The sequence below is a fragment of the Pseudomonas sp. 58 R 12 genome, from assembly GCF_900005865.1.
Classification (GTDB): domain Bacteria; phylum Pseudomonadota; class Gammaproteobacteria; order Pseudomonadales; family Pseudomonadaceae; genus Aquipseudomonas; species Aquipseudomonas tritici.
Window position 1 is genome coordinate 110508 of record NZ_CVTP01000015.1, and the last position, 25794, is coordinate 136301.

A 25794-nucleotide genomic window follows, 5' to 3' on the forward strand; every position below is an offset into this window, starting at 1 on the left:
TAAAATTCGGTTTCAGTCAGCGCGAAGGCGTTAAACAGTGAAAGCATCTTGCAGCAGTTTTTCCTGCTGCTCGGCGTGCATCGACGCATAACCACACGCAGGTGCAGCAGAAGCGTCACGACCGGCATATTCCAGGCCCAGGGCCTGCTTATGGTTACCGATGCTGCGACGCAAATGATGCTGGCTGCTGTACCAAGCGCCCTGGTTCATCGGTTCTTCCTGGCACCACACCACGTGAGTGAGGTTGGTGTAAGGCGCAATGGCCTCCATCAGGTCGTCTTCCGGGAACGGGTAAAGCTGCTCGATACGCACGATGGCGATGTCTTCGCGGCCTTCGGCACGGCGTTTTTCCAGCAGGTCGTAGTAGACCTTGCCGCTGCACAGGACCAGGCGAGTCACTTTCGCCGCGTCCAGCGTATCGATCTCTGGAATAACGGTCTGGAACGAACCATCCGCCAGATCTTCCAGGGTCGAGATGGCCAATTTATGACGCAGCAGCGACTTCGGTGTCAGTACCACCAGCGGCTTGCGCAGCGGGCGGATCACCTGGCGACGCAGCAAGTGGTAGATCTGGGCCGGGGTAGTCGGCACGCACACCTGGATGTTGTGCTCGGCGCACAGCTGCAGGTAACGCTCCAGACGGGCCGAGGAGTGCTCCGGACCCTGACCTTCATAACCGTGTGGCAGCAGCATGGTCAGACCGCACAGACGGCCCCACTTGTGCTCGCCGCTGGTGATGAACTGGTCGATAACCACCTGGGCACCGTTGGCGAAGTCGCCGAACTGGGCTTCCCAGATCACCAGCGCTTGAGGCGTGGTGGTCGAGTAACCGTATTCGAACGCCAGTACGGCTTCTTCGGACAGGAACGAATCGTACAGGTCGAAACGTGGCTGGCCTGCGTACAGGTTCTGCAACGGGATGTAGGTGCCCGCGTCTTTCTGGTTGTGCAGCACGGCATGACGGTGCGAGAACGTACCACGGCCGATGTCCTGGCCAGTCATGCGGATCGGGTGACCTTCGAACGCCAGGGTCGCGTACGCCATGGTTTCGGCGTAACCCCAGTTGATCGGCAGGCCGCCGGCTTGCATCTTCTGACGGTCTTCGTAGATCTTCGCAACCTGGCGCTGAACCACGAAACCTTCCGGGATTTCCAGCAGCTTGGCGGACAATTCCTGCAAGGTCTTCAGATCGAACGACGTATCGTGACGCGCAGTCCAGGCGTGGCCCAGGTACGGACGCCAGTCAACGAACAACTCTTTGTTCGGCTCTTTAACCAGGCTTTTTACAACATGCAAACCATTGTCCAGCGCGTTGCGGTATTCATCGACTTTCGCCTGAACACGCGCATCGTCAACCACGCCGGCCTTGGTCAGGCTTTCGGCGTACAGCTCACGGGTAGTGCGCTGCTTGGTGATCTGCTGATACATCAACGGCTGAGTACCGCTTGGCTCGTCCGCTTCGTTGTGACCGCGACGGCGGTAGCAAACCAGGTCGATCACCACGTCACGCTTGAACTGCATGCGATAATCAATGGCCAACTGGGTCACAAACAGCACAGCTTCCGGATCATCGCCATTCACATGGAGGATCGGCGCCTGGATCATCTTGGCAACGTCGGTCGCGTACTCGGTAGAGCGCGCGTCCAGCGGGTTGCTGATGGTGAAGCCAACCTGGTTGTTGATGACGATGTGAACGGTACCGCCGGTCTTGAAGCCGCGGGTCTGCGACATCTGGAACGTTTCCAGGACCACGCCTTGACCGGCGAAAGCCGCGTCACCGTGGATGGAAATCGGCAGAACCTTTTCACCGGTGGTGTCATTACGACGATCCTGGCGAGCACGGACCGAACCCTCGACCACTGGAGAAACAATTTCCAGGTGGGATGGGTTGAAGGCCATGGCCAGGTGAACTTCACCGCCGGTGGTCATCACGTTGGACGAGAAGCCCTGGTGGTATTTAACGTCACCGGAACCCAGCTCAACCTTCTTCTTGCCTTCGAACTCGTCGAACAGCTCACGCGGGTTCTTGCCGAAGGTGTTGACCAACACGTTCAAGCGACCACGGTGAGCCATGCCGATCACGATTTCCTTGGTGCCGTAGGAACCGGAACGCTGGATCAACTCGTCGAGCATCGGGATCAGGCTTTCGCCGCCTTCCAGACCGAAACGCTTGGTGCCCGGGTACTTGGTACCCAGGTACTTTTCCAGGCCTTCGGCAGCGGTTACGCGCTCGAGCAGATGGCTGCGTACATCTTCAGACAGCACCGGACGACCACGCACACCTTCCAGACGGTGCTGGAACCAGTGGCGTTGCTCGGAATCGGTGATGTGCGTGAACTCAGCGCCAATGGTGCGGCAATATGTCTGCTGCAACGCTTCGTGAATTTCGCGTAGGCTCGCCTCCTCTTTGCCGATGAACAGGTCGCCGGCACGGAAGGTCGTATCAAGATCGGCATTGGTCAAGCCGTAATGATTGATCGACAGGTCAGCAGGTGCAGGACGCTGCCAGAGCCCCAGCGGGTCAAGCTGGGCCGCCTGGTGGCCACGCATCCGGTAGGCCTGGATCAGTCGCAATACCTCAACTTGCTTCTTCTCGTGCTCACTGCTCACGCTACCGGCGGAAACCGGTTGGGCGCGGCGCTGGTTCTTTGCCAGCAGCACAAACTGATCGCGAATCGTGGCGTGCGATACATCGGTGGCAGCGTTGCCGTCTGAAGACAACGTCTGAAATTTGGTGCGCCATTCTTCTGGCACAGCGTTAGGGTCGTGCAGGTAGAGCTCATAAAGCTCTTCCACATAGGCAGCGTTACCACCTGAAAGATAGCCGCTGTTCCACATGCGCTGCATCACGCTTTCTTGCATGCTTGGTCACCCTCGATTTGGGGACACCACCGGCGAAAACACCGAGTTTGCTTGCAAAAGGCCAAGTGCAGCGACCAAAACAAGCCACTTAGGATCACGCTGATAGTTCGGGTACCAACCCGAATGCCCCTGCTTGTCTCATTTCTTCAAAATAAGAGCCGCGGCTTTGTAAGTCGCTGCTCAAGTTAAAACTACGGCGCCGGTTGAAGCCTGCGCCGTAGCATTTACGGGCACAACGGTCCTGCTTTTACTACACGTCGCTTACACGCCGCTCTGCAGCAGCATGTTACGGATGTGACCAATGGCCTTAGTCGGGTTCAGGCCTTTGGGACATACGTTGACGCAGTTCATGATCCCGCGGCAGCGGAATACGCTGAACGGGTCATCCAGCGAAGCCAGACGCTCGGACGTCTTGGTGTCACGGCTGTCTGCCAGGAAGCGGTACGCTTGCAGCAGGGCAGCTGGACCCAGGAACTTGTCCGGGTTCCACCAGAAGGACGGGCACGACGTCGAGCAGCAAGCGCACAGGATGCACTCGTACAGACCGTCGAGCTTCTCACGCTCTTCCGGGGACTGCAGACGCTCGATGGCCGGGGCCGGCGTGTCGTTCTGCAGGAACGGCTTAACTTTCTCGTATTGCTTGTAGAAGATGCTCATATCCACGACCAGGTCACGGATAACCGGCAAACCTGGCAGCGGACGAACGATCAACTTGTTGCCTTTAACCACGGCAGACAGCGGCGTGATGCACGCCAGGCCGTTTTTGCCGTTGATGTTCATGCCGTCGGAACCGCACACACCTTCACGGCAAGAGCGACGATACGAGAAACCTTCGTCCTGCTCTTTGATCAGCGCCAATACATCCAGCACCATCAGGTCTTTACCACCGGTATCAACCTGGAACTCCTGCATGAACGGCGCAGCGTCCTGATCAGGGTTGTAGCGATAAACACTGACTTTCAACATGGCAGCCACCCTTAGTAAGTCCGAATCTTCGGTTCAAACGTCGGTACCGTCTTCGGCGAGAAGTTCACGGCACGCTTGGTTACGCGCTTGTCACCCGGGAAGTACAGGGTGTGGCACAACCAGTTTTCGTCATCGCGATCTTCAAAGTCTTCACGCGCGTGAGCACCACGGGATTCTTTACGAACCTCGGCGGCGATCGCAGTCGCTTCAGCCACTTCCAGCAGGTTTTGCAGTTCAAGGGCTTCGATACGAGCGGTGTTGAACGCCTGGCTCTTATCGTTGATCTTGACGTTGGCGATGCGCACGCGCAGATCGGCCAGTTGGGCAATACCCTTCTGCATGTATTCGCCAGTACGGAATACACCGAAGTAGTTCTGCATGCAGCTTTGCAGCTCGCGACGCAGGGTAGCTACGTCTTCGCCATCAGTGCGCGAGTTCAGCGCATTCAGACGGGCCAGGGCCGCTTCGATGTTGGCGTCGGTCGCGTCATCGTATTCGATGCCGTCGGTCAGCGCTTTTTCGAGGTGCAGGCCGGCAGCACGACCGAATACCACCAAGTCGAGCAGCGAGTTGCCGCCCAGACGGTTGGCACCGTGTACCGATACGCACGCCACTTCGCCTACGGCGAACAGACCATGAATGATCTCGTCCACGCCTTCAGCGTTTTGGGTGATCGCCTGGCCATGAATGTTGGTCGGCACGCCGCCCATCATATAGTGGCAGGTTGGAACAACCGGAACCGGTGCAACTACCGGGTCAACGTGTGCGAAGGTCTTGGACAGCTCGCAGATGCCTGGCAGGCGGCTGTGCAGCACTTCTTCGCCCAGGTGATCGAGCTTGAGCAGTACGTGGTCGCCGTTCGGGCCACAGCCGTTGCCGGCAATGATTTCCTTAACCATCGAACGGGCTACAACGTCACGGCCAGCAAGGTCTTTCGCGTTCGGCGCATAACGCTCCATGAAACGCTCGCCGTGCTTGTTGATCAGGTAACCACCTTCACCACGGCAACCTTCTGTAACCAATACACCGGCGCCGGCGATGCCGGTCGGGTGGAACTGCCACATTTCGATGTCTTGCACTGGCACGCCGGCACGCAGTGCCATGCCAACGCCGTCACCGGTGTTGATCAGGGCATTGGTGGTCGACGCGTAGATACGGCCTGCACCGCCCGTCGCCAGAACAGTAGCCTTGGCGCGGATATAGGTGGTTTCACCGGTTTCAATGCAGATGGCGATCACACCGACGAATGCGCCGTCGGCGTTCTTCACCAGGTCAACCGCGTAGTATTCGTTCAGGAACGTGGTGCCGGCTTTCAGGTTGCCCTGATAAAGCGTGTGCAGCAGCGCGTGACCGGTACGGTCGGACGCGGCGCAGGTACGGGCAGCCTGCCCGCCTTTACCGTAATCCTTCGACTGGCCGCCGAATGGACGCTGGTAGATACGGCCTTGCTCGGTACGGGAGAACGGCAGACCCATGTGGTCCAGCTCGAACACCGCGGCCGGGCCTTCCTGGCACATGTATTCGATAGCGTCCTGGTCACCGATATAGTCGGAACCCTTGACGGTATCGTACATGTGCCAGCGCCAGTCATCGTTCGGGTCGGCGGAGGCGATGGCGCAGGTAATGCCACCCTGGGCCGATACGGTGTGGGAACGGGTCGGGAACACCTTGGTGATCACGGCAGTCTTGTGACCGCCCTGTGCCAGCTGCAGCGCAGCGCGCATGCCAGCACCGCCGCCACCAATAATGATGGCGTCGAATGAAATAGTTGGAATGTTAGCCATGAATCAGATACCCCAAAGAATCTGCACACCCCAGACGAAGTAAGCGAACATCGCGATGCCGCATACTGCCTGGAAGAGGAAACGTACTGCGGTCGCGGACTTGCCCAGCGCCATTGGCGTCAGGTAGTCGGTCGCGATGGTCCACATGCCAACCCAGGCGTGAGCACCCAGGGCAACAAGGGCCAGCAGACTGAAGATTCGCATCGCATTGTGGGAAAACAGGCCGTGCCATTGCTCATAGCCGATGCCCGGATTTGCGACGAGGTATCCGATCAGGAAAATGAAATAAGCCGCGAGAACAACCGCAGACACACGTTGTGCCATCCAGTCATAGAGGCCCGAACGCGATAGGTTCGTAACGCTGGTTACCATATCCAAACTCCTGCCAGAACGATCAGCACCACGGAGATGGCGATGATGATTTTCGAGCCCAGGCGGCCGCCTTCCAGCGTCTCACCGATGCCCATGTCCATGATCAAGTGGCGCACACCGGCTACCAGGTGATACAGCAGAGCGGACAGGAGGCCCCATGCTACGAACTTGGCCAGCGGGCTGGTCAAGCATGCCTTCACCTCGGCGTAACCTTCCTCGGAACCCAGGGATTTGCTCAATGCATAAAGCATGATGCCCAAGCCCAGGAACAGGATGATGCCGGAAACACGGTGCAGGAACGACGTAACGCCGGTGATGGGGAGTTTGATGGTCCTTAGGTCTAGGTTTACAGGTCGTTGGCTATTCACGGCTTTTTTCACACTTAAGAGCCCCTAACAATCAGGGCAAAGTTGTCGGGGAGTGCACTGGTCAGGTAAGCACCACCCAGGGAGTGCGACCCCCAATGAAAGCAAGCCCAAAAGCCCTTGGCGGTCGGTGGCCGAGTATAGACAGTTAGGTTACTAATGACAACGCGCTCACCTCACCCTAATAGCGGATTGCGCTGGCGGGATAAAAGGCGTAAACGGCAGTCAATTTCGAGGAAAAAGTACGGTTAAAGCCTTCTGGGGCAAGACTTTAGGCAAATTGACATCTGAATTTATCTCACTATAGTGGTGCGGGCCCTGCGTGGGGGGTCTGTCTGATGATTTGAAGCATAAATAGGAGGCCACATGGCTGACAAAAAAGCGCAGTTGATCATCGAGGGCGCAGCCCCCGTCGAGCTGCCCATTTTAACCGGCACCGTTGGTCCCGATGTTATCGACGTACGGGGCCTGACGGCCACGGGCCGTTTCACTTTCGACCCAGGCTTCATGTCGACCGCCTCTTGCGAGTCGAAGATCACCTATATCGACGGCGATAATGGCATTCTGCTTCACCGCGGCTACCCGATCGAACAACTGGCTGAGAAGTCGGACTACCTGGAAACCTGCTACCTGCTGCTAAATGGCGAATTGCCAACAGCCGAGCAAAAAGCCCAGTTCGTCAGCACCGTGAAGAACCACACCATGGTTCACGAGCAGTTGAAGACCTTCTTCAACGGCTTCCGTCGCGACGCCCATCCGATGGCCGTCATGTGCGGCGTGGTCGGCGCCCTGTCGGCCTTCTATCATGACTCCCTCGACATCAATAACCCGCAGCATCGCGAAATCTCCGCGATCCGCCTGGTTGCCAAGATGCCGACCCTGGCCGCAATGGTTTACAAGTACTCCATGGGCCAACCCATGATGTACCCGCGCAACGACCTGACGTACGCGGAAAACTTCCTGCACATGATGTTCAACACGCCGTGCGAGATCAAACCGATCAGCCCTGTGCTTGCCAAGGCCATGGACCGGATCTTCATCCTCCACGCCGACCACGAACAGAACGCCTCGACTTCTACCGTGCGTCTGGCAGGTTCTTCGGGTGCGAACCCGTTCGCCTGTATCGCCGCCGGTATCGCCGCACTGTGGGGCCCTGCCCACGGCGGTGCGAACGAAGCCGTGTTGACCATGCTCGATGAAATCGGCGATGTCTCGAACATCGACACATTCATCGCCAAGGCCAAGGACAAGAACGACCCGTTCAAGTTGATGGGCTTCGGTCACCGGGTCTACAAGAACCGCGACCCGCGCGCCACCGTCATGAAACAGACCTGCGACGAAGTGTTGAAGGAACTGGGTATCAAGAACGATCCGCAACTCGAACTGGCCATGCGCCTGGAAGAGATCGCCCTGACCGACCCGTACTTCATCGAACGCTCGCTGTACCCGAACGTCGACTTCTACTCGGGGATCATCCTCAAGGCGATCGGCATTCCAACCAGCATGTTCACCGTGATCTTCGCCCTGGCGCGGACCGTGGGCTGGATCTCCCACTGGAAAGAAATGCTCTCCAGCCCGTACAAGATTGGCCGCCCGCGCCAGCTGTACACCGGCTACGAGTCGCGTGACATCACCAAGCTGGAAGATCGCAAGTAAGCACTGGCTGCAAGCTGTACTGAGAACGGCCTCCCTTAGTGGAGGCCGTTTTTGTTTGTGCCGCCTGACATACCGCTTTCGCGAGCAAGCCCGCTCCCACAGTTGACCGTGTACATCCTTTGAAATGCGGTCAACTGTGGGAGCGGGCTTGCTCGCGAAAGCAATAGCCCAGGCAACACAGAACCCCAGGCAAAAAAATGCCCCAGCGTTTCGGCCGGGGCATTTCTTATTTAGTTACAACCTTAGTGATTAACCGCCCCGCTCGCCCCCAGGCCAGTTTGCGAACGCACAAACTGCGGGAAGTACAGCGCACGCTCTTTCTCTGCCGCCGCCGACTTGTCGGTGATGGAGAAGAACCAGATGCCGACGAACGCAATGATCATCGAGAACAGCGCCGGGTACTCGTACGGGAAGATGGCTTTTTCGTGGTGCAGGATCGAGACCCAGATGGTCGGGCCCAGCACCATCAGGCCAACGGCACTGATCAAGCCCAGCCAGCCGCCAATCATCGCGCCACGGGTGGTGAGGTTTTTCCAGTACATGGAAAGCAGCAACACCGGGAAGTTACAGCTGGCCGCAATGGAGAACGCCAGGCCGACCATGAACGCAATGTTCTGGCTTTCGAACAGGATACCCAGGCCGATAGCCAACACGCCCAAGGCGATGGTGGTGATCTTCGATACGCGAATCTCATCCTTGTCGTTGGTCTTGCCTTTCTTGATCACGCTGGCGTACAGGTCATGGGACACCGCCGAAGCACCGGCCAGGGTCAAACCGGCAACCACCGCGAGGATAGTGGCGAACGCCACGGCCGAGATGAAGCCCAGGAAGATACTGCCACCCACCGCATTGGCCAGGTGCACTGCCGCCATGTTGTTACCGCCCAGCAAGGCGCCTGCCGCATCTTTGAACGCCGGGTTGGTGCTGACGAGCAGGATCGCGCCAAAGCCGATGATAAAGGTCAGGATATAGAAGTAGCCGATGAAGCCAGTTGCATAGAGCACGCTCTTACGCGCTTCCTTGGCGTCGCTTACGGTGAAGAAGCGCATCAGGATGTGCGGCAGGCCAGCGGTACCGAACATCAGTGCCAGGCCCAGGGAGAATGCCGAGATCGGGTCTTTCACCAAGCCGCCGGGGCTCATGATCGCTTCACCTTTAGGGTGAACCTTGATCGCCTCGGAGAACAGGGCGTTGAAGTCGAAGTTGACGTGCTTCATCACCATCAGCGCCATGAACGAGGCACCGGACAGCAACAGCACTGCCTTGATGATCTGCACCCAAGTGGTCGCCAGCATGCCGCCGAACAGCACGTACATGCACATCAAGATACCCACCAGGATGACCGCTACGTGGTAGTCCAGGCCGAACAACAGCTGAATCAGCTTGCCCGCACCAACCATCTGCGCGATCAGGTAGAACGCCACCACCACCAAAGAGCCACACGCGGACAGGCTGCGGATCTGGGTCTGGCCCAGGCGGTAGGAGGCAACGTCAGCAAAGGTGTACTTGCCCAGGTTGCGCAGGCGCTCGGCGATCAGGAACAGAATGATCGGCCAGCCCACCAAAAAGCCGATCGAGTAGATCAGGCCGTCATAACCGGAGGTATAAACCAGTGCGGAAATCCCCAGGAAAGACGCCGCCGACATATAGTCACCGGCAATCGCCAGGCCATTCTGGAAACCGGTGATCTTGCCGCCAGCCGCGTAGTAATCGGCCGCCGACTTGTTGCGCTTGGACGCCCAGTAGGTGATGCACAAGGTGGCACCGACAAACGCGACAAACATCACGATGGCCGAGATGTTCAGCGGTTGCCTTTGCACTTCACCGGTCAATGCATCCGCCGCCCAGACGGCCGGAGCAAAGAGCGAAGCGCCGAATACTGCCAGTAGACGCCGGATCATTGCGCAGCCTCCTTGAGAATCGCATTGTTCAGGTCGTCAAACTCGCCGTTGGCCCGCCGCACATAGATGCCGGTCAGGATAAAGGCCGACACAATCAGCCCGACACCCAGGGGAATGCCCCAGGTAATCGACGAGCCAGGGCTGAGTTTTGCCCCCAGCACTTGTGGCCCGTAGGCGATCAACAGGATGAAACCGGAGTAAAGCCCTAGCATGATCGCCGAGAGAATCCAGGCGAACCGTTCCCTTTTTCTCACCAGCTCCTTGAAACGCGGGCTGTTTTGAATCGAGAGGTAAATGCTGTCGTTCATTGTTTTTATCCTCGCAGCACAGCTTTTTTATTATTGGTACGTATCCACTGTATGCGGCTGCACAAAGGGTTCCAGACGACCTTAGTATTAGAACGACATGAGGGTTATCGCCAGTTTTGCACTGACTGAATTGACAGGTTTTGACCCAGAAACGACAAAGCCCGCCTGACGACAACGCCAGACGGGCCTGCAAGGTGCTATCTAGACACTTCGGGGTTTATTTACCGACCCACTCGGCAACACGCTCAGGGTGCTTGGCGACCCAATCCTTGGCCGCTGCATCAGGCTTGGCACCTTCTTGTATCGCCAGCATGACTTCGCCGATTTCGTCCTTGGAAGCCCACTGGAATTTCTTCAGGAAGGCTGCGACTTCCGGCGCTTTCTTCTCCAGGCCCTTGCTGCCGATGCTGTTGACGGTTTCAGCAGCACCATAAATCCCTTTTGGATCGTCCAGGAAACGCAGTTTCCACTTGGCGAACATCCAGTGTGGCACCCAACCGGTAACCGCAATGGACTCCTGTTTGTCTTCGGCACGGGTCAGCTCGGCGATCATCGCCGCGCCCGAACTGGCTTGCAGCTTGTAGTCGAGGCCATATTGCTTGATGGCTTCGTCGGTCTTGAGCATCACACCTGAACCCGCGTCGATGCCGACGATTTTGTTCTTGAAGGTAGTGTCAGTCTTGAGGTCTTCGATGGACTTGGCCTTGACGTACTCCGGCACGATCAAGCCGATCTTAGCGTCCTTGAAGTTGGGGCCGTAATCGACCACCTTGTCCTTGTTCTTGGTCCAATACTCACCGTGGGTGACCGGCAGCCAGGCAGAAAGCATGGCGTCGAGCTTACCGGTGGCAACACCCTGCCACATGATCCCGGTGGCGACCGCTTGCAGTTTCACGTCATAGCCGAGCTTTTGCTTGATCACCTCTGCCGCCACGTGCGTGGTGGCAACGCTGTCCGACCAGCCATCTACGTAGCCGATGCTCAGGGTTTTGCTGTCGGCGCTGGCCAGTGTGGAGCTCATCGCAACTACCAGAGTGGCAGCTGCGCCCAAGAGTCGTCGCATCTTCATTGTGCTTCCCCGAAAGTGCTGCGCCCAGCGGATGCCGAGCGACGTCAACCTGTTGTTCTGTGGTGCACCGCGCCCCCTTCACGCGCATCGATCCGGCTGCTGCGCCGTCAGTGGAGTGCTGACACCTCGATCATCGACCTGACTGGACTTGGAACCTGCTCTGTCAGCGACCTTGTACAAGCAAGAAACGACATCACATCGCCAGTAGGACGCTTTGTAGGACTTGACGCCAAAATCCCGCCCGAACTTTGCATGTCAAAATTATGCTGCCCCACTGGGACTCGCCAAATCCGGGTAAGATGCGCGCCTTTGCTCTTCCAGATAAGCCGACCATGCCCGCGAATGCCCGCTTCCCTGCCCTGCCCTATTTCTTTGCCTTGCTCCTCGGCCTGTTGGCCCTGATCGGTTACTGGTATGGCCTCGGCCGGCCCGTGATGTTGCCAGACGTTGCCAGCGCTACGCACAAGATGCAGTGCGCGTCCTACACACCGTTCGACAAAGACCAATCGCCGTTTGACCAGCCGTTCAGGCTGCGCCCTGAACGCATGGACGCCGACCTGGCCCTGCTAGCCACTCGCTTTGAATGCATTCGCACCTACTCCATGACCGGCCTGGAAGCCTTGCCGGACATGGCGCGCAAGCATGGGCTGAAGGTGATGGCCGGCGCCTGGGTCAGCAGCGACCCGGTGGCGACCGAAAAGGAAATCGACCAGTTGATCGCCTCGGCCAACGCCAGCCCGGATGTCGTGACGTCGGTGATCGTCGGCAACGAAGCCCTGCTGCGCAAGGAAGTCACCGCCGCGCAACTGGTAAAGCTGATTCAGAACGTCAAACGCCAGATCAAGCAGCCAGTGACTTACGCGGACGTGTGGGAGTTCTGGCTGCAACACCCGGAAATAGCTCCGGCGGTGGATTTCCTGACCATTCACCTGCTGCCGTATTGGGAAGATGATCCGTCCGGCATCGACCAGGCCCTCAAGCACGTGGGCGATGTGCGCCAGACCTTTGGCAACAAGTTTGCGCCCAAGGACATTCTGATCGGTGAAACCGGCTGGCCCAGCGAAGGCCGCCAGCGCGAAACCGCGGTGCCAAGCCGGGTCAACGAAGCCAAGTTCATGCGCGGCTTTGTGGCCATGGCTGAGGCCAATGGCTGGCGTTACAACTTGATCGAAGCGTTTGACCAGCCCTGGAAGCGCGCCAGCGAAGGCGCCGTAGGTGGTTACTGGGGCCTGTTCGATGCCGATCGCCAGGACAAAAGCATCCTCGCCGGGCCGGTGACTAATGTGCCGTACTGGCCACTGTGGCTGGGCGTGGGTGGGATTATCCTGTTGGGCACCTTGGCGCTGGGTGGGCGTGTACGCAGCACGCGCGCTGCCATTGTGCTGCCGCTGCTGGGTGCAGTCGCCGCCTGCTCCATAGGCACCTGGGCTGAGCTGAGCCGCGTGACCGCACGCTTCAGTGAGGAATGGGTGTGGGCAGGTTTGCTGATGGTGTTGAACTTGTTGGTGCTGGCTCACGCCGCGCTGGCTTTGAGCGCGCGGGAAGGCTGGCGTGAGCGGGCGTTCAACTGGCTGGAGCAGCGTGCAGGCTGGCTGGTGGCGATCGCCGGGTTTGCCGGCGCAGTGATGATGTTGGCGTTGGTGTTCGACCCGCGTTATCGCAGCTTCCCGAGTGCGGCGCTGGTGTTGCCTGCCCTGGTATACCTGGTACGTCCGGTAACGGGGCCGCGTCGGGAGATTGCGCTGCTGGCTTTTATCATCGGTGCCGGCATCGCGCCGCAGTTGTACCGTGAAGGGTTGTTGAACCAGCAGGCTTGGGGTTGGGCGGTGGCCAGCTTGCTCATGGTTGTGGCTTTGTGGCGTTGCTTGCGGGTGCGTAAGGCTTAAGACCGCTTTCGCGAGCAAGTTGAAGCGTCGAACCGCCGCTTCGACTTACTCGCGAAGAGGCCCTATCAAGCAGCCCGAGGCTTCCTGACCAATCGCAACCCCGCAATCACCACCGCAAACACCGCAAACGCAGTGTTGTACAACGCCAGCGCCGGCAACCCGAACACCATCCCCAGCACTGCCAACCCCCATCCCGCACGACCCGGCACGAAAAACGCCAGCACCGACGTAACCAACGCCGCCCAGCCGAGCACCCTGAAGTGAATCATCAACCCCAGGTTCGAACGCAGCTGACATTCCCAGCGGCTGGCTTCATCGGCGCAGATGCCAACCCACCGGCCATCTTCCATAAAGCCGTAACGCGCGCCATAACTGGCGGCCAGCCACAACGGCAAGGCAATAAGCAGCAAAATCAGCGGCAAACGACGGGACATGGGGTACTCCGATAGGCAAAAACGGCGCTCAGCTTAATGCTCCGGCGGCCGTTAGCAAGGTGTACGCGCAGATAACTGTTCACCAATGCGCGGCAAAGTGTATCTTCTCGCTACTATTACCCCGATTCCGACGTTATTTTCCGACTTTTCGTGCCGAGAGCTGGCACTTCGGTGGCAACGCGGTGGTCATAGCCTGCGAACTTTATTAAGCACGTTTCCTCCTAGGGATTAAGTCATGCTCCGTTCCTTGCGCTGCGCTGCCTTGTTGGGCAGCCTTTTTTTGAGTGCGTCAGCACTGGCCGTCGACATCGACCAGGCCACCTATGGCTTCCCTTTGACGAATCCGTTCGAAGCGACCATCGCCACTACCCCGCCTGACCTTCGGCCGAAATTGCCGAGCGATGACGAGATCAACCAGTCCGACTACACCCTGAACATGCGCCCCGAGCGCGAGTTCAGCCTGCCGGACAACTTCTGGGCGGTGAAGAAACTCACCTACCGCATCGCCAAGCAGGATCGCGCCGCGCCGTTGATCTTCCTGATCGCGGGCACCGGCGCGCGGTTTGACAGCAGCATCAACGAATACCTGAAAAAGCTGTATTACCAGGCCGGTTACCACGTGGTGCAGCTGTCGTCGCCCACCAGCTTTGACTTCATCAGCGCCGCCTCGCGCTTCGCCACCCCGGGTATCACCCAGGAAGACGCCGAGGACATGTACCGCGTGATGCAAGCCGTGCGCGCGCAGAATGCCTCGCTGCCGGTGACCGACTTCTACCTCACCGGCTACAGCCTCGGCGGCCTGGATGCAGCGTTTGTCGCCAAACTCGATGAGACCCGCCGCAGCTTCAACTTCAAGAAAGTGTTGCTGCTGAACCCGCCGGTCAATCTCTACACCTCGATCACCAACCTCGACAAGCTGGTACAGACCGAAGTCAAGGGCATCAACAACACCACCACCTTCTATGAGTTGGTGCTGAACAAGCTGACCCGCTACTTCCAGCAAAAGGGCTACATCGATCTGAATGACGCCCTGCTCTACGACTTCCAGAACTCCAAGCAGCACCTGACCAACGAACAGATGGCCATGCTGATCGGCACCTCGTTCCGCTTCTCGGCCGCTGACATCGCCTTTACCTCGGACCTGATCAACCGCCGCGGCCTGATCATCCCGCCGAAATACCCGATCACCGAAGGCACCAGCCTCACGCCGTTCCTCAAGCGTGCGCTGCAATGCGACTTCGACTGCTACCTCACCGAACAAGTGATCCCGATGTGGCGCGCGCGTTCCGACGGCGGCAGCCTGTTGCAACTGGTCGACCAAGTCAGCCTGTACGCCCTCAAGGACTACCTGCACACCAACCCGAAGATCGCCGTCATGCACAACGCCGACGACGTGATCCTCGGCCCAGGCGACCTCGGTTTCCTGCGTGAAACCTTCGGCGATCGCTTGACCGTCTACCCGCTGGGCGGCCACTGCGGCAACCTTAATTACCGCGTCAACGCCGACGCCATGCTGGAGTTCTTCCGTGGCTAAATATCTTCTGCTGCTTGCCGCCTTGATGTGCGCAGGCGTGGCCAATGCCGACAACAGCAAGGCTCACGAACCCACCGTGGTTGGCTCAGACGGCTTCAAGGAGCCACTGACCAAGCTCAAGTTCAACCCGGGCCTGGACCAGCGTGAATTCGAGCGTTCAACGCTCACCGCGCTCAACGTCTACGACCCGCTGGAAGCGTGGAACCGTCGCGTGTACCACTTCAACTACCGCTTCGACCAATGGGTGTTCCTGCCCGTGGTCGACGGTTACCGCTACGTCACCCCAAGTTTCCTGCGCACCGGCGTGAGCAACTTCTTCAACAACCTGGGCGACGTACCGAACCTGTTGAACAGCCTGCTGCAGCTCAAGGGCCACCGCTCCCTGGAAACCACCGGGCGCCTGTTGGTCAACACCACCATCGGCATCGCCGGCCTGTGGGACCCTGCTACCGCCATGGGCCTGCCGCGCCAGAGCGAAGACTTCGGCCAGACCCTGGGCTTCTACGGCGTGCCTGGCGGCGCGTACCTGGTGCTGCCGGTCTTCGGCCCCTCAAACCTGCGCGACACCGGTGGCTTGCTGGTCGACTACACCGCCGAAACCCAAATCAACTTCCTCAATGTGGCTGAAGTCAGCTCCAACCACCCGGAAATCTGGGCCCTGCGCGCGGTCGACAAGCGCTACCAGACCAGCTTCCGGTATGGTCAGATGAACTCGCCGTTCGAGTATGAGAAGGTGCGGTACATCTATACGGAATCGCGCAAGTTGCAGATTGCAGAGTAATCAGCGCCACAAAAAAAGGCCATTCGATTGAATGGCCTTTTTTATTGCGATTGGATCAAGTCTTCGCGGTTTTCCAGAGCTTACCCACTGCGCTGACAACGGCCAGCACCACCGCCCCCGCAACAATCCCCGCCACGCCATTCAGCAGCGTCGGCACCAACCATGCCACGCTACCCGCGCCCTGGCTGACCGTCTCGATCCAGTGATGCACCACGGGTACGCCATGGGTGAGAATCCCACCGCCCACCAGGAACATCGCTGCCGTGCCGATGACCGACAGGCTCTTCATCATGTAAGGCGCCGCGCGCAGGATGGCACCACCGATATTGCGTGCCACCTGGCCAGGCTTCTGGGTGAGCCACAAACCCAGGTCATCCAGCTTGACGATGCCGGCCACCAGCCCGTAGACGCCCACGGTCATGACGATGGCAATGCCCGACAGCACAACCACCTGCTGCATCAATGGCGCGTCAGCCACGGTGCCAAGGGTGATGGCGATGATTTCGGCGGAGAGGATGAAGTCGGTGCGGATTGCGCCCTTGATCTTGTCCTTTTCGAAGGCCACCAGGTCGGTCGCCGGGTCGCCAACAGCTTCGACCAACTGGGCGTGTTCAGCTTGATCTTCATCCTTGCTGTGCAGGAACTTGTGCGCGAGCTTCTCAAAGCCTTCGAAACACAGGTAGGCACCGCCAAGCATCAACAAAGGCGTCACCGCCCAAGGCGCAAATGCGCTGATCAACAGTGCGGTGGGCACCAGGATCAATTTATTGATAAACGAGCCCTTCGCCACCGCCCACACCACGGGGATTTCCCGCTCAGCCCGCACCCCGGAGACCTGCTGGGCGTTGAGTGCCAGGTCGTCACCCAGCACGCCGGCAGTCTTCTTCGCCGCCATTTTTGTCATCAGGGCAACGTCATCGAGTACGGCGGCGATATCGTCGATCAACACCAACAAGCTGCTTCCTGCCATGAATCGGACTTCCGTAAGAGTGAGATGGCGCGAGCATAACGCGGCGCACAGCTTTGCGGGCACATTGTTGAGGCTCGCGGATGGCCGGTGCTACCATGCGCAACCGCCTGTACTGGCAAGGAAACCTCTGGTTTATGAGCACCATTCGCGAGCGCAACAAAGAAAAGATCCTGCGGGCGGCCAGCGAGGAGTTTGCCGACAAAGGCTTCGCCGCGACCAAAACCAGCGACATCGCCGCCAAGGCCGGGCTGCCCAAGCCCAACGTGTACTACTACTTCAAGTCCAAGGACAACCTCTACCGCGAGGTGCTCGAAAGCATTATCGAGCCGATCCTGGCCGCTTCCACGCCGTTCAATCCTGAGGGCGAGCCTTCGGTGGTGCTGAGCAACTACATCCGCTCGAAGATCCGCATTTCCCGCGACCTGCCGTTTGCCTCAAAGGTCTTCGCCAGCGAAATCATGCACGGCGCGCCGCACTTGAGCGCTGATCAGGTCGAACAACTCAACGCCCAGGCCAAACACAACATCGCGTGCATCCAGAGCTGGGTGGATCGCGGCCTGATCGCAGCGATTGACCCCCATCACTTGATGTTCAGCATCTGGGCGGCGACGCAGACGTATGCGGATTTTGACTGGCAGATCTCGGCGGTGACCGGGAAGACCAAGTTGGATGAGGCAGATTATGAGGCGGCGGCATTGACGATTATTCGGTTGGTGTTGAAGGGGTGTGAGTTGGACTGAGAGACCGGGGGTGCCTGTGCCATTCGCGAGCAAGTCGAATCGTCGCACCGCTGCTCCCACAGTTGATCCGCGCCAGACACACAATGTATGAACACAGCAGATCCAATGTGGGAGCGGGCTTGCTCGCGAATGCGCCCTCCCAGACACATCCAGCCAAAAGCCTGCCATTCAGCATCAGCCACCTGGATCTAGCCTCTCAGAACCCCCACTGAAGAGAGGCCATGGAATGCCTGATTTAGCTACGTCACATCGCCTGCGTATCGGGCTCTTCAGCGAACCCAACCGCATTTACCTGATTACCACCAATACCCACGAACGTGTGCCGATATTCAGTGACTTTCATCTGGGCCGTTTGGTGGTCTGGCAATTCAGGCTTGCCCAGTATCAAGGATTAGCAAACTCGCTAGCCTGGGTGGTGATGCCCGACCATTTCCACTGGCTGCTCGAACTACAAAAAGGCTCACTGGGGGATCTGATGTGCCAAGTGAAATCCAAAAGCACTCGAAGCGTAAACGGGGCTACCGGGCGCAAAGGTCGGCTTTGGCAAACCAGCTTTCATGATCGCGAGCTGCGCAAGGAAGATGACTTGGTGAAAATGGCCAGGTATGTGGTGGCCAATCCATTGCGCGCCGGGCTGGTGACGCGGATTGGCGACTATGCGTTGTGGGACGCGATTTGGGTTTAGAGCCGGGACCGAGCTGCCGCCTTCGCGAGCAAGCCCGCTCCCACATTTGACCGTATTCACAAATATAGATGTGTGAACCCAATCAAGTGTGTGCGGGCTTGCTCGCGAAGAGGCCATATCAGTCAACCAAAAATCAAGCAGACACCCCCGCATCCGCCATCAACCCCACCCCCTCAATCGCTGTAATCGCACACTGCTCATCAATATCCGACGTATCCCCGCTGATCCCGATCGCCCCCAGCACCACACCCTCGTGACTTCGAATCAACACCCCGCCCGGCGCGGGTACTACGCTGCCCTGCCCCAAACTGTTCAACGCCGCGATAAACGCCGGGCGCTGCTGCGCGTCCAGCGCCAACAGGCGTGAGCCTTTGCCCAGGGCTATCGCGCCCCAAGCCTTGCCGATGGCGATTTGCGGGCGCAGTAGGCTGGCGCCGTCTTCGCGTTGCAACGTGACCAGATGGCCGCCGCTGTCGAGTACTGCGATGGTCAGCGGCGCCGCCGCAATGGTGCGCCCTGCGCTGAGGGCCTGGCTGACCAGTTGGGTAGCGAGTTTCAAGGTTAAAGCGCTCATGGTGCCGTCCTTCTTTTGTTATTGGGAAAGCGGTGGAGGTCTGAGAGATCAGATGCTCGATCAATTAAATAGAACACAATGATATTTATTTTTGTATACAATATTTTCAAACAAAGTCGCCATACGTCGATAAAACTCGCTCTTAAGGCCATCCGACGAACGCGCAGGCCAGAAAATAAAATGCATTGACCTGCGCAGGCGGCCGTGAATACACTTCAAGCAGAAACCACTTGTATACAATTACAAAACGCAAGAGGCACCAAAACAATGAGCAAAATGAGAGCAATCGAAGCCGCCGTCCTGGTGATGCGCCGTGAAGGCGTGGACACCGCCTTCGGTATCCCAGGCGCCGCGATCAATCCGCTGTACTCGGCCTTGCAGAAGGTGGGTGGCATCGATCACGTCCTTGCTCGCCACGTTGAGGGCGCCTCGCACATGGCGGAGGGGTACACCCGCACCAAGGCCGGCAATATCGGCGTGTGCATCGGCACCTCGGGCCCGGCGGGCACTGACATGGTCACCGGCCTCTACAGCGCCTGGGCTGACTCGATCCCGATCCTGTGCATCACCGGCCAAGCACCCCGCGCCCGTATGCACAAGGAAGATTTCCAGGCCGTCGACATCACCAGCATCGTCAAGCCAGTGACCAAATGGGCGACCATGGTGATGGAGCCCGGCCAAGTGCCCTACGCGTTCCAGAAAGCCTTCTATGAAATGCGCTCCGGCCGCCCAGGTCCGGTGCTGATCGACCTGCCGTTCGACGTGCAGATGGCCGAGATTGAATTCGATATCGATGCCTACCAACCGTTGCCACTGGCCAAGCCACGGGCAACCCGCATCCAGATCGAAAAAGCCCTGGCCTTGCTGGACCAGGCCGAACGCCCACTGCTGGTCAGCGGTGGCGGCGTGATCAATGCCGACGCCAGCGAGTTGCTGGTTGAATTTGCTGAGTTGACGGGTATCCCTGTGATCCCGACGCTGATGGGCTGGGGCACCATCCCGGACGATCACCCGCAGATGGTCGGCATGGTCGGCCTGCAAACCTCCCACCGCTATGGCAACGCGACGATGCTCAAGTCGGACGTGGTGCTGGGCATCGGTAACCGTTGGGCCAACCGCCACACCGGTTCGGTGGAGGTCTACACCGAAGGCCGCACATTCATTCACGTCGACATTGAGCCGACGCAGATTGGCCGCGTGTTCACCCCAGACCTGGGCATCGTTTCCGACGCAGGCTCGGCACTGACGATGTTCATTGAAGTGGCCCGCGAGTGGAAAGCCGCTGGCAAGCTCAAGGATCGCAGCGCCTGGTTGAATGACTGCCAGCAGCGCAAAGCCACCCTGCACCGCAAGACCCACTTCGACAACGTGCCGGTCAAACCGCAGCGCGTGTACGAAGAGATGAACCAGGTGTTCGGCAAAGACACGTGCTACGTGAGCACCATCGGCCTGTCGCAGATTGCCGGCGCGCAGTTCCTGCATGTGTACAAGCCACGCCACTGGATCAACTGCGGCCAGGCCGGCCCGTTGGGCTGGACCATTCCGGCGGCGCTCGGCGTAGTCAAAGCCGACCCGAGCCGCAAAGTGGTGGCGTTGTCCGGCGACTATGACTTCCAGTTCATGATCGAAGAGCTGGCGGTGGGCGCGCAGTTCAAGCTGCCGTACATCCACGTGGTGGTGAACAACTCCTACCTGGGCCTGATCCGCCAGGCCCAGCGCGGGTTTGAAATGGACTACTGCGTGCAGTTGTCCTTCGACAACCTCAACGCCCCGGAACTCAACGGTTACGGCGTGGACCACGTGGCCGTCGCCGAAGGCCTGGGTTGCAAGGCCCTGCGCGTGTTCGAGCCAAGCCAGATCGCGCCTGCCTTGCGCCGCGCCGAGGAAATGATCGAAGAATTCAAGGTCCCGGTGATCGTTGAGATTATTCTGGAGCGCGTGACCAATATTTCCATGGGCACCGAGATCAACGCCGTCAACGAATTCGAAGATCTGGCACTGGTCGGCAACGATGCGCCGACTGCCATTTCCCTGCTCGATTAAGGAGAACCTTATGCCGCGTTTCGCCGCCAACCTGTCCATGCTGTTTACCGAACAGGACTTCCTTGCTCGCTTCAAAGCGGCCGCCGATGCTGGCTTCGAAGGTGTCGAGTACCTGTTCCCCTACGAATTCAGCTCCGCTGAAATCAAGGCGCAACTCGACGCCCATGGCCTGACCCAAGTGCTGTTCAACCTGCCGGCCGGCGACTGGGCGAAGGGCGAACGCGGCCTGGCCTGCCACCCGGACCGCGTCGAGGAATTCCGAGCTGGGGTCAAGCTGGCGATTGCCTACGCCGAAGTGCTGGGCAATACCCAGATCAACTGCCTGGCGGGCATTCGGCCACAAGGCGTGGATGATGAAACCCTGGAAAAAACCTTTGTCGCCAACCTCAAGTACGCCGCCGACAAGCTGCAAGCGGTGGGCATCAAGCTGGTGATGGAAGCGATCAACACCCGCGACATCCCGGGTTTCTACCTGAACAACACGGCGCAGGCCCTGTCGATTCGCGAGCAAGTGGGCAGCGCCAACCTGTTCCTGCAATACGACATCTATCACATGCAAATCATGGAAGGCGACCTGGCCCGCACCATGGCCGCGCACCTGGGTGAGATCAACCACATCCAGCTGGCGGACAACCCGGGGCGCAATGAGCCGGGGACTGGGGAGATCAACTACCGCTTCCTGTTCGAACATTTGGACCGGATTGGGTACCCGGGGTGGGTTGGCTGTGAGTACAAGCCGTTGACTACCACCGAAGCGGGTTTGGGCTGGCTCAAAACCCACAACGCCATCTAACAGACACAACACAAAACAATGTGGGAGCTGGCTTGCCTGCGATAGCGGTGTAGCAGGCAATCAGTCTGTAACTGAACGATTGCCATCGCAGGCAAGCCAGCTCCCACAGTAGATCTTCGGTGTTTGGCAGACCGAGCTGGGCCTGCCTATCGAATAACAAGAGGATTTTCATCATGGCTAAAATCGGATTTATCGGCACCGGCATCATGGGCCAACCCATGGCCGCCAACCTGCAAAAAGCAGGTCACCAACTGTTCCTGTCCGAGCACCACGGCAAGGCCCCGCAAGCGCTGATCGACGCCGGCGCCGTGGCCCTGGCCAACCCGCAGCAAGTGGCGCAGGAAGCCGAGTTCATTATCGTCATGGTCCCCGATACCCCGCAGGTCGACGACGTGCTGTTCCGCGCCGACGGCGTGGCCGCAGGCCTGTCGCCCAACAAGGTAGTGATCGACATGAGTTCGATCTCTCCCACGGCGACCAAGGCTTTCGCGGCCAAGATCAACGAAGCTGGCGCGCAGTACCTCGACGCGCCGGTATCCGGTGGTGAAGTCGGCGCCAAGGCCGGCACACTGAGCATCATGATCGGTGGCGAGCCACAGACCTTCGAACGCGCCCTGCCGCTGTTCCAGGCCATGGGCAAGAACATCACCTTGGTGGGTGGCAATGGCGATGGCCAGACCGCCAAGGTCGCCAACCAGATCATCGTCGCGCTGAACATCCAGGCGGTGGCCGAAGCGCTGCTGTTCGCCGCCAAGAACGGCGCCGACCCGGCCAAAGTGCGTGAAGCGCTGATGGGGGGCTTTGCGTCATCGAAGATCCTCGAAGTGCATGGCGAGCGCATGATCAAGGGCACCTTTGATCCGGGCTTCCGCATCAATCTGCACCAGAAGGACCTCAACCTGGCGCTGGCGGGTGCCAAGGAGTTGGGGATCAACCTGCCGAACACGGCGGGTACGCAGCAGGTGTTCAGCACGTGCACGGCGATTGGCGGCGGGAATTGGGACCATTCGGCGCTGATTAAAGGCTTGGAGCATATGGCGAATTTTTCGATTCGCGATAAGTAAGACACACAGCTCCCACTTTGAAATGCGGTCGAATGTGGGAGCGGGCTTGCTCGCGAAAGCGGTGTATCAGTCAGCATGGATGTTGAATGTCAAACCGCATTCGCGAGCAAGCCCGCTCCCACATTTGATCGCATTCCAATACTCAAGTTTGCTGCACACCTAATAACAAGAACCCCCCCGGGAGCCCGCTTATGTCGGTCGATCCGCAACACCTGCTTCGCCAGCTGTTCGCCACAGCTATCGACGCCGCCCACCCCCGGCACGTGCTTGAACCCTGCCTGCCCGACGACCGCAGCGGCCGTGTGATCGTGATCGGCGCCGGCAAGGCTGCCGCCGCCATGGCCCTTGTGGTCGAGAATTGCTGGCAGGGCGAAGTCACCGGCCTCGTCGTCACCCGTTACGGTCACGGCGCACCGTGCCAAAAAATCGAAGTGGTCGAAGCCGCTCATCCCGTGCCCGATGCGGCCGGCCTGGCCGTGGCCAAGCGCGTGCTGGCGTTGATCAGCAACCTGACCGAAGACGACCGCGTGATTTTCTTGTTGTCCGGCGGCGGCTCGGCGTTGCTGGCCCTGCCCGCCGAAGGCATCACCCTGGCCGACAAGCAGGCCATCAACAAAGCCCTGCTCAAATCCGGCGCGACCATTGGCGAGATGAACTGCGTGCGCAAGCACCTTTCGGCCATCAAGGGCGGCCGCCTGGCGAAAGCGGCATGGCCCGCGACGGTCTACACCTACGCGATTTCCGACGTGCCGGGTGACCAGGCCACGGTGATCGCCTCCGGCCCCACGGTCGGTGACCCGAGCACCTCACAGCAGGCCCTGGCGATCCTCAAGCGCTACAACATCGAAGCCCCCGCCTCGGTGCGCAGTTGGTTGCAGAACCCAGCCTCGGAAACCGTCAAGCCCGGTGACCCGGTGCTCGCCCGCAGCCACTTCCAACTGATCGCGCGCCCACAGCAATCGCTTGAAGCGGTCGCGGTAAAAGTCCGCCAGGCCGGTTTCAGCCCGTTGATCCTCGGCGACCTCGAGGGCGAAGCGCGGGACGTGGCCAAGGTGCACGCCGGCATCGCCCGGCAGATCGTGCAGCACGGCCAGCCACTGGCAGCGCCATGCGTGATCCTGTCCGGCGGCGAAACCACCGTCACCGTGCGCGGCAATGGCCGTGGCGGGCGCAATGCGGAATTCCTGTTGAGCCTGACCGACAGCCTCAAAGGCTTGCCCGGCGTGTACGCCCTGGCCGGTGACACCGACGGCATCGACGGTTCGGAGGACAACGCCGGCGCCATCATGACTCCGTGCAGTTATGCCCGCGCCGAAGCCCTGGGCCTGTCAGCCAGCGACGAGCTGGACAACAACAATGGCTACGGCTATTTCGCCGCGCTCGACGGTTTGATCATCACCGAGCCGACGCGCACCAACGTCAACGATTTCCGCGCCATCCTGATTCTTGAGACTGCCAACCATGACGCCTGACAAGAAGGTCAAAATCCTCGCCACCCTGGGCCCGGCCACCGACGGTATCGATGACATCCGCGAGCTGGTGGAAGCCGGGGTGAATATTTTCCGGCTCAATTTCAGCCACGGCGATCACGCCGACCACGCCCAGCGCTTCCAGTGGATTCGCCAAGTCGAACGCCAGTTGAATTACCCGCTGGGCATCCTCATGGACCTGCAAGGGCCGAAGCTGCGGGTCGGGCGTTTTGCCGAGGGCAAGGTGCAACTAATGCGCGGCCAGGCCTTGCGCCTGGACCTGGACCCGACGCCGGGTGATCAGTGCCGGGTCAACCTGCCCCACCCGGAAATCATCGCGGCGCTGGAACCGGGCATGGACCTGCTGCTGGACGACGGCAAGCTGCGCCTGCGGGTAATCACCAAACACGCGGACGCCATCGACACCACGGTGCTGAATGGCGGCGAATTGTCTGATCGTAAAGGCGTCAACGTCCCACAAGCCTTGCTGGAACTCAGCCCACTGACCGCCAAGGATCGGTGCGATTTGAGCTTCGGCCTGGAGCTGGGTGTGGACTGGGTGGCGCTGTCATTCGTGCAACGCCCGGAAGATATCCGCGAAGCCCGCGAGTTGATCGGCGACAAGGCGTTTCTGATGGCGAAGATCGAGAAGCCGTCCGCCGTGCAGCACCTGCGGGAAATCGCCGAACTCAGCGACGCGATCATGGTGGCCAGAGGGGACCTCGGCGTGGAGGTGCCGGCAGAAAGCGTGCCGCAGATCCAGAAAGACATCATCAGCACCTGCCGCCAGTTGGGTAAGCCGGTGGTGGTGGCCACACAGATGCTTGAATCCATGCGCTTCTCCCCAGCGCCGACCCGTGCCGAGGTAACGGACGTCGCCAACGCCGTGGCCGAAGGGGCGGACGCGGTGATGCTGTCGGCCGAAACCGCGTCCGGCGAGTACCCGCTGGAAGCCGTGCAGATGATGAGCAAGATCATCCGCCAGGTGGAAAACGGCCCGGATTACCAAACCCAGCTGGATGTCAGCCGGCCCAAGGCGGATGCCACGGTGTCGGACGCCATCAGCTGCGCGATCCGCCGCATCAGCAGCATCCTGCCGGTGGCGGTGCTGGTGAACTACAGCGAGTCCGGCAGCTCCAGCTTGCGCGCGGCGCGGGAACGGCCGGTGGCGCCGATCCTCAACCTCACGCCGAACCTGTCCACGGCGCGGCGGTTGAGCGTGGCGTGGGGCGTGCATTCGGTGGTGAATGATCGGCTGCGCCAGGTGGATGAGGTGTGTTCCACGGCGCTGGAGATTGCCCAGGCACAAGGCATGGCGCAGCGCGGGGATACGTTGGTGATTACGGCGGGGGTGCCGTTCGGGCAGCCGGGCTCGACCAACTCACTGCGTATCGAGACGTTGATTTAGCGTCTGTAAGGGCCCCTTCGCGAGCAAGCCCGCTCCCACTTTCGACCGCGTTTTACCTGACTGAACGCGATCGAATGTGGGAGCGGGCTTGCTCGCGAAGGGGGCAACTCGGTCTGACTGAATGACCCCA

22 protein-coding genes are annotated in these 25794 nt (G+C 59.5%); 11 read left to right on the forward strand and 11 right to left on the reverse strand.

Going from position 1 to position 25794, the window contains the following annotated elements:
• Nucleotides 1-30 precede the first annotated feature (30 nt).
• From BFP95_RS08910 to sdhC, 5 genes are all read right to left on the reverse strand, one after another.
• Complete coding sequence (locus tag BFP95_RS08910) at nt 31-2862, reverse strand: 2-oxoglutarate dehydrogenase E1 component (protein ID WP_065872669.1); 2832 nt, start codon at nt 2860-2862, stop codon at nt 31-33.
• A 261-nt stretch (nt 2863-3123) separates the two neighbouring features.
• Nucleotides 3124-3828 carry a succinate dehydrogenase iron-sulfur subunit gene (locus tag BFP95_RS08915; RefSeq protein ID WP_003172807.1) on the reverse strand — a complete coding sequence of 235 codons (705 nt, stop codon included), beginning with the start codon at nt 3826-3828 and terminating at the stop codon, nt 3124-3126.
• Between the two features lie 11 nt (nt 3829-3839).
• Nucleotides 3840-5612: a succinate dehydrogenase flavoprotein subunit gene (sdhA, locus tag BFP95_RS08920; RefSeq protein WP_065872671.1), complete on the reverse strand. Its 1773-nt coding sequence runs from the start codon at nt 5610-5612 to the stop codon at nt 3840-3842.
• Nucleotides 5613-5615: 3 nt separating this feature from the next.
• Complete coding sequence (gene sdhD / locus BFP95_RS08925) at nt 5616-5984, reverse strand: succinate dehydrogenase, hydrophobic membrane anchor protein (protein WP_032889156.1); 369 nt, start codon at nt 5982-5984, stop codon at nt 5616-5618.
• Nucleotides 5978-6364 carry a succinate dehydrogenase, cytochrome b556 subunit gene (sdhC, locus tag BFP95_RS08930; RefSeq protein ID WP_094950716.1) on the reverse strand — a complete coding sequence of 129 codons (387 nt, stop codon included), beginning with the start codon at nt 6362-6364 and terminating at the stop codon, nt 5978-5980. Before sdhC ends, sdhD begins: the two co-directional genes overlap by 7 nt.
• 351 nt (nt 6365-6715) lie before the next feature.
• Between sdhC and gltA the strand changes: the two genes are divergently transcribed.
• Entirely contained in the window at nt 6716-8005 is a 1290-nt protein-coding gene (gene gltA / locus BFP95_RS08935; protein WP_014717728.1) for a citrate synthase, read from the forward strand.
• 242 nt (nt 8006-8247) lie between these two features.
• Here gltA and BFP95_RS08940 read toward each other — a convergent pair whose 3' ends face one another.
• The 3 genes from BFP95_RS08940 to BFP95_RS08950 form a co-directional block, all read right to left on the reverse strand.
• Nucleotides 8248-9906 carry a cation acetate symporter gene (locus BFP95_RS08940; RefSeq protein ID WP_065872672.1) on the reverse strand — a complete coding sequence of 553 codons (1659 nt, stop codon included), beginning with the start codon at nt 9904-9906 and terminating at the stop codon, nt 8248-8250.
• Nucleotides 9903-10214 carry a DUF485 domain-containing protein gene (locus tag BFP95_RS08945; RefSeq protein ID WP_049709234.1) on the reverse strand — a complete coding sequence of 104 codons (312 nt, stop codon included), beginning with the start codon at nt 10212-10214 and terminating at the stop codon, nt 9903-9905. The genes BFP95_RS08940 and BFP95_RS08945 overlap by 4 nt, the downstream gene beginning before the upstream one ends.
• A 217-nt stretch (nt 10215-10431) precedes the next feature.
• The gene (locus BFP95_RS08950) at nt 10432-11283 is read right to left on the reverse strand and encodes a glycine betaine ABC transporter substrate-binding protein (RefSeq protein WP_065872673.1); all 852 of its coding nucleotides are present in this window, start codon (nt 11281-11283) and stop codon (nt 10432-10434) included.
• A gap of 332 nt (nt 11284-11615) precedes the next feature.
• On the opposite strand from BFP95_RS08950, the gene BFP95_RS08955 reads away from it, so the two are divergent.
• Nucleotides 11616-13169, forward strand: coding sequence for a glycoside hydrolase family 17 protein (locus BFP95_RS08955; RefSeq protein WP_065909881.1), 1554 nt, complete (start codon nt 11616-11618; stop codon nt 13167-13169).
• Nucleotides 13170-13234: 65 nt separating this feature from the next.
• Here BFP95_RS08955 and BFP95_RS08960 read toward each other — a convergent pair whose 3' ends face one another.
• Entirely contained in the window at nt 13235-13603 is a 369-nt protein-coding gene (locus BFP95_RS08960; protein ID WP_065872675.1) for a hypothetical protein, read from the reverse strand.
• A 235-nt stretch (nt 13604-13838) separates the two neighbouring features.
• Between BFP95_RS08960 and BFP95_RS08965 the strand changes: the two genes are divergently transcribed.
• Both BFP95_RS08965 and BFP95_RS08970 read left to right on the forward strand, forming a co-directional pair.
• A complete protein-coding gene (locus BFP95_RS08965) occupies nt 13839-15137 on the forward strand; it encodes a serine/threonine protein kinase (RefSeq protein ID WP_065872676.1) in 1299 nt (432 codons plus the stop codon).
• Entirely contained in the window at nt 15130-15918 is a 789-nt protein-coding gene (locus BFP95_RS08970; RefSeq protein WP_065872677.1) for an MlaA family lipoprotein, read from the forward strand. The genes BFP95_RS08965 and BFP95_RS08970 overlap by 8 nt, the downstream gene beginning before the upstream one ends.
• A gap of 55 nt (nt 15919-15973) precedes the next feature.
• On the opposite strand, the gene BFP95_RS08975 is transcribed toward BFP95_RS08970, so the two are convergent.
• Nucleotides 15974-16888, reverse strand: a complete 915-nt coding sequence (locus BFP95_RS08975) for a DUF808 domain-containing protein (protein WP_065909882.1) — start codon at nt 16886-16888, stop codon at nt 15974-15976.
• 134 nt (nt 16889-17022) lie between these two features.
• Between BFP95_RS08975 and BFP95_RS08980 the strand changes: the two genes are divergently transcribed.
• Nucleotides 17023-17628, forward strand: coding sequence for a TetR/AcrR family transcriptional regulator (locus BFP95_RS08980; protein ID WP_065872758.1), 606 nt, complete (start codon nt 17023-17025; stop codon nt 17626-17628).
• 226 nt (nt 17629-17854) lie between these two features.
• Nucleotides 17855-18313, forward strand: a complete 459-nt coding sequence (locus BFP95_RS08985; protein ID WP_065909884.1) for an REP-associated tyrosine transposase — start codon at nt 17855-17857, stop codon at nt 18311-18313.
• Between the two features lie 133 nt (nt 18314-18446).
• On the opposite strand, the gene BFP95_RS08990 is transcribed toward BFP95_RS08985, so the two are convergent.
• A complete protein-coding gene (locus BFP95_RS08990) occupies nt 18447-18887 on the reverse strand; it encodes a GlcG/HbpS family heme-binding protein (RefSeq protein WP_065872680.1) in 441 nt (146 codons plus the stop codon).
• Between the two features lie 267 nt (nt 18888-19154).
• Here BFP95_RS08990 and gcl point away from each other — a divergent pair, with 267 nt between their 5' ends.
• From gcl to pyk, 5 genes are all read left to right on the forward strand, one after another.
• Entirely contained in the window at nt 19155-20930 is a 1776-nt protein-coding gene (gene gcl / locus BFP95_RS08995; protein WP_065882459.1) for a glyoxylate carboligase, read from the forward strand.
• 10 nt (nt 20931-20940) lie between these two features.
• Nucleotides 20941-21723, forward strand: a complete 783-nt coding sequence (gene hyi / locus BFP95_RS09000; RefSeq protein ID WP_065872682.1) for a hydroxypyruvate isomerase — start codon at nt 20941-20943, stop codon at nt 21721-21723.
• A gap of 173 nt (nt 21724-21896) precedes the next feature.
• A complete protein-coding gene (locus BFP95_RS09005; RefSeq protein ID WP_065909886.1) occupies nt 21897-22787 on the forward strand; it encodes a 2-hydroxy-3-oxopropionate reductase in 891 nt (296 codons plus the stop codon).
• 191 nt (nt 22788-22978) lie between these two features.
• Complete coding sequence (locus BFP95_RS09010) at nt 22979-24259, forward strand: glycerate kinase type-2 family protein (protein ID WP_065882456.1); 1281 nt, start codon at nt 22979-22981, stop codon at nt 24257-24259.
• Nucleotides 24249-25664, forward strand: coding sequence for a pyruvate kinase (pyk, locus tag BFP95_RS09015; RefSeq protein WP_065909887.1), 1416 nt, complete (start codon nt 24249-24251; stop codon nt 25662-25664). Before BFP95_RS09010 ends, pyk begins: the two co-directional genes overlap by 11 nt.
• The last annotated feature ends 130 nt before the right edge of the window (nt 25665-25794 follow it).